5 protein-coding genes are annotated in these 4,456 nt (G+C 55.7%); 3 read left to right on the top strand and 2 right to left on the bottom strand.

From position 1 onward, the window contains the following. Position 1 precedes the first annotated feature (1 nt). A complete protein-coding gene (locus tag F8J34_RS07800) occupies positions 2-247 on the bottom strand; it encodes a hypothetical protein (RefSeq protein WP_297057999.1) in 246 nt (81 codons plus the stop codon). Between the two features lie 297 nt (positions 248-544). On the opposite strand from F8J34_RS07800, the gene F8J34_RS07795 reads away from it, so the two are divergent. The 3 genes from F8J34_RS07795 to F8J34_RS07785 are packed head-to-tail and all read left to right on the top strand — an operon-like array spanning position 545 to position 4,120. Continuing rightward, positions 545-1,384 carry a PhnD/SsuA/transferrin family substrate-binding protein gene (locus F8J34_RS07795; protein ID WP_297057997.1) on the top strand — a complete coding sequence of 280 codons (840 nt, stop codon included), beginning with the start codon at positions 545-547 and terminating at the stop codon, positions 1,382-1,384. After that, the gene (locus F8J34_RS07790) at positions 1,381-2,763 is read left to right on the top strand and encodes a sensor histidine kinase (protein WP_297057995.1); all 1,383 of its coding nucleotides are present in this window, start codon (positions 1,381-1,383) and stop codon (positions 2,761-2,763) included. The genes F8J34_RS07795 and F8J34_RS07790 overlap by 4 nt, the downstream gene beginning before the upstream one ends. Then, positions 2,732-4,120: a sigma-54 dependent transcriptional regulator gene (locus F8J34_RS07785; RefSeq protein WP_297057993.1), complete on the top strand. Its 1,389-nt coding sequence runs from the start codon at positions 2,732-2,734 to the stop codon at positions 4,118-4,120. The genes F8J34_RS07790 and F8J34_RS07785 overlap by 32 nt, the downstream gene beginning before the upstream one ends. Here the strand turns inward: F8J34_RS07785 and F8J34_RS07780 are convergent. Continuing rightward, positions 4,117-4,456: Yae1 family protein (locus F8J34_RS07780; RefSeq protein ID WP_297057992.1), on the bottom strand; the 340-nt coding region annotated here is incomplete at its 5' end. The two genes, F8J34_RS07785 and F8J34_RS07780, sit on opposite strands and share 4 nt — an antisense overlap.

Below are 4,456 nucleotides of genomic sequence, written 5' to 3'. Positions count from 1 at the left end.
CTTATGGCCACCGCTGGGTGGTCAATCCCTGTGAAGCCGTGTTTCCCGAACCGCTCTGGTGCACCACATAATCGCTGGTGGTGACCGAGGGTTCATCCCAGAGGATCACCCTCCCGGGTTCCAGCAGAAAGCGGAGCCGGGAAGCCGCCCCACCCCGAACCCTCTCCAGCCCGGCCGAAGAGACTACCTCAAGCCGAAGAGAGGATCCCTCCCCCAGGGCCGGAACATTATTCGAAGCGATTATCAAAACTCCGAGAAGACCGATTAGGGTTAAAAAAATTTTTCGGCTCATAGTACTGGATAATTGAGCAAAGTGCGTGCCAAACCCGGAAATCAGCCATTCTCAACAAAGGAAGGGAAAAGTCGTTACCAGGGGATGTAAAGTTTTACGTCAAACGTATTGTAAAGATGTAAAGCCTCTCACCAGGGGTCGAAGCCTGAGGAGGAAAGGAGATCTTTTCCCAAGGGATTTCTTCCCGGGGCTTTAAAAAATCCTCTGGGCAAGTCTCGAATTAGGCAAATTTTGGGGTTAAACTTTTAAAACATGAAGACAAGGATTGTTTTTGTATGGTGGTTTCTCTCCTTTTTTCTTTTGTCCTGCGGGTGGGCGAAAAAGGTCTTCGTAGTCTCTCCCATGACCTCTCCCATCATTACCATGGAGACCTATCGAGACTTTGTGGCCTATCTTTCCCGCAAGCTCGGGGAACCCGTAATTCTCAAGCAGCGCCGTACCTACGAGGAAGTAAACCGTATGCTTCAGACCGGGGAGGCCGATTTCGGTCATGTGTGTACCGGGGCCTTCCTTTCCGGGCGCAAGAATTTCGGACTCAAGCTTCTTGCCGTTCCGGTGATCCATGGCCGCCCCTATTATCAGGCCTATATCATCGTGCCCCGCAAAAGCCCCTACCATAAATTCGAGGACCTAAAGGGCCATACCTTCGCCTTCACCGATCCCCTCTCCCTTACGGGAAGGCTCTATGTTCTCGCCCGACTTCGCACCCTGGGGACCACCCCGGAGGCGTATTTCCGCCGGGTATTTTTCACCTACGGACATCAGAAGTCCATCGAGCTGGTGGCCGCTGGGGTGGTGGACGGGGCCTCGGTGGATAGCCTGGTTTATGAGGATCTCCTTTCCCGGGGAGTGGATTATGTCCGGAGGGTGCGCATCATAGAGAAGTCTCCCCGGCTAGGAATCCCTCCTTTTGTGGCCTCTCCCAAAAGTGACGAGGCCTTCCGTCAGAAGGTCCTTTCCATCCTCCTTCACATGCCGGAGGATCCGGAGGGAAAGAAGGTATTAAGGAAAATGGGAATTGATCGTTTCATTCCCCCGAAACACGAACTCTACCTGGAGACCCGGCGACTTATAGAGCAATGTCCCCTTTGAGACTCCTTCGCAGCGCGGCCTTTCAGATCTCCGCGGCCCTGACCCTTATCATCCTGATAAGCACCCTGGCGGTCTCTTATGTGATCCTGCGTAAGGAAAAAGAACTCTTCACCCGCGAGATCCTTTCCCGCTGGCATTTCCAGGCCCGGACTCTGGCCCGGGATCTCACCGAACCCATGCTCTATGAGGATATCTATACCCTTTATGCCCTTCTTAAGCACACGGTGGAGACCAATCCTGATCTCCTAGGAGCCGAGTTACGGTCCAAAAACCTGAACCTCCATCTTCGCTATCCCCGCGACCACTTTTCCCCCACAGGAGCCCTGGTGATTTCCGAGGCCATTACCTCGCCGGATCTCGGCACTTTGGGTGAGATCCGGCTTTTTCTTCGCCGCGGGGTCATCTCCGAAAGGCTTCTGGCCACCGAAAAACGACTTTTACTTCTGGTCCTGGTGATCCTGATAAACAGCATCCTTGCTGCTCTGTGGGTGGCAAGAAGGGTGGTGCACCCGGTTCTGGTTTTAAATCGTGAGGCCCAGAGGATCGCCCGGGGAGAGTTTGGACACACGGTAAAGATTTCGGCGGTGGGAGAGATCCGGGAGCTGGTGGAGACCTTTAACCGCATGTCGCAAAGCCTCAAGGAAATGGTGGAGGAACTCAAGCGCACGCACGAGCGCATGGCCCGGGCGGAGATGCTGGCCGCGCTGGGGCAGTTTGCCGCAGGCGTGGCCCATGAGATCAAAAACCCGCTGACTTCCATCTCCCTTCTGGTGGAGCTTGCCGCCAGGGGCAGGGCCCGTCCTGAGGACTTTGAGATCCTGCGAAAAGAGATCCGGCGTCTGGACCACATTGTTAAGAGTTTCCTTGATTTTGCCAAAAGCCGCCGGGAGGACCTTCCCCGGGAAAAAGTCCAGCTCAATAATCTGGTGGAGGAGGTTCTAACGATCCTTCGTCCCCAGGCCAGACGTCAGGGGGTGGAGATCCGGGCCGAACTTTCGGAGCTTCCACTCTTCGAAAGCTCCCCCGAGGCCCTAAAACAGATCCTCCTTAACCTGGCCTTAAACGCCCTTCAGGCCATGCCTGAAGGAGGGCGACTTACCGTGCGCACAGCCTTAAAGGACGGAAAGGTGTGGCTTTCCGTGGAGGACACCGGCCCGGGCATCCCGGAAGATATCCGCCGTCGCATCTTCGAACCCTTCTTCACTACCAAACCTGAGGGAACGGGCCTCGGTCTTTCCATCACCCACAATCTGGTAAAAGCCCTCTCCGGAGAGATCCATATCCATTCCCGGGAGGGAGCTGGCACCCGGGTGGAAATAGAGTTACCCTTGAGTCCGGAAGAGCAAGATGAGGAAAAAAACACGCCTCCTTCTCATTGACGACGATACCTCCATCCTTTACGCCCTGCCCCGGAGCCTTCCGGAATACGAGTTTATTACCGCGGCAAGCGGGAAGGAGGGCTTAAAGCTCCTTCACGAAAACCCCGAAGTAGTCCTTCTGGATCTGAAGCTTCCGGATCTTTACGGCCTCAAGGTCTTAAAACGTATTAAAGAAGAAATCCCCGGACTCCCGGTGATTGTAATCACGGCCTATGCGGATACGGACTCGGCCATTGAGGCCATGAGGGCCGGGGCCTACGAATATGTAACCAAGCCCTTTGATCTTGAGGAGCTAAAGGCCGTAATCTCCCGGGCACTGGCCCTGCGGGAACGGGAAAGTGCCGCCTGTCTTCCCTGTATCGAGGAGCTTCCCGAAGGGCGCTTCGTAGGAAAGAGCCGGGCTATCCTTGAGGTCTGTAAGACCATCGGGCTTGCCGCTCCCTCGCCCATGCCGGTCCTTATCACCGGGGAGACCGGGGTGGGGAAAGAGCTTGTGGCCCGTCTCATCCATCACTATAGCCCCCGACGGGGAAAATCCTTTGTAGCCGTAAACTGCGCGGCCCTTCCGGAGACCCTTATCGAAAGCGAACTTTTCGGCTTTGAGCCCGGGGCCTTCACCGGAGCCCAGAGCCGGCATCCCGGAAAGTTCGAACAGGCCCACGGAGGAACCTTATTCCTTGACGAAGTGGGAGACATGAGCCCGGCCCTCCAGGTAAAACTCCTCCGGGTGCTTGAGGAAGGGGTGGTGGAACGCCTCGGAGGCACCAGGCCGATAAAAGTGGACGTGCGGGTGGTGGCGGCCACCAACCGGAATCTGGAACGGGAGGTAGCCGAGGGTCGCTTCCGGGAAGACCTTTTCCATCGCCTCTCCGTCCTCCACATCCGCATTCCGCCCTTGAGGGAAAGACCCGAGGATATCCCCCTCCTGGCCCACTATTTCGTGGAGGAGGCCTCACGGAACGCGGGAAAGAGGGTCTTTCTCACCGAGGAGGCCTTAAGGAAACTTGAAAGCTATTCCTGGCCGGGAAACGTGCGGGAGCTTAAAAATGTGCTTACCCGGGCCGTGGTGCTTTCCCGCGGCTCCCTCATCCTTCCCGAGGACCTTGACCTTCCCCGCTCAGGGTCGCTTCCCCGCGAGGCCCTGGAGGCCCTGGCGAAAGAGCTCGTCTCCCGGGCCTTCTCTTCGGCCGAAGAGGGGGAAATCTACGAGCGGATCATCTCCGCGGTGGAAAAGGAACTCCTCCTCCGGGCCCTCTCCGAGACCGGAGGGAACCAGGTTCAGGCCGCCCGCCTCCTCGGCATAAACCGTAACACCCTCCGGGCCAAGCTCCAGAAATACGGAGTCTTCACTCCTTAGTCCATCGGCTTCTCTTCTTCTTTTCCGGAAGGCAAATAATCCCGCAGAAAATGTTTAAACTCCTCAAGGTTCCGGATCACCTTAAGGGCTTCGCTTAAGGCCTCAAGTTTTTCCACCTCCTTTATTTTTTTTATTTCAGGGTAAAGTTTTAAGCCCTCGCTTCCAAACTTTAACTCTAATCCCAACTCTACAGCCTTGAGAATTCCCTGCCGAATTCCCTGTTCTATCCCCTGCTGAATTCCCTCCTGTAATCCCTGCTGTAAACCCTGTTGGATCCCTTGTTGGATCCCTTGTTTCAACCCTTCCTCGTATCCTTCCTTTTTTATGATCTCGTAG

This window comes from Thermosulfurimonas sp. (assembly GCF_015491435.1).
Classification (GTDB): Bacteria; Desulfobacterota; Thermodesulfobacteria; order Thermodesulfobacteriales; family Thermodesulfobacteriaceae; genus Thermosulfurimonas_A.
The sequence above is the reverse complement of the archived record's forward strand: the minus strand, read 5'-3'. Positions and strand labels throughout refer to the sequence as shown.

Coding starts and splice junctions, on each gene's coding strand:
- F8J34_RS07795 (WP_297057997.1), top strand. CDS start 545: ATGAAGACAAGGATTGTTTTTGTATGGTGGTTTCTCTCCTTTTTTCTT.
- F8J34_RS07785 (WP_297057993.1), top strand. CDS start 2,732: ATGAGGAAAAAAACACGCCTCCTTCTCATTGACGACGATACCTCCATC.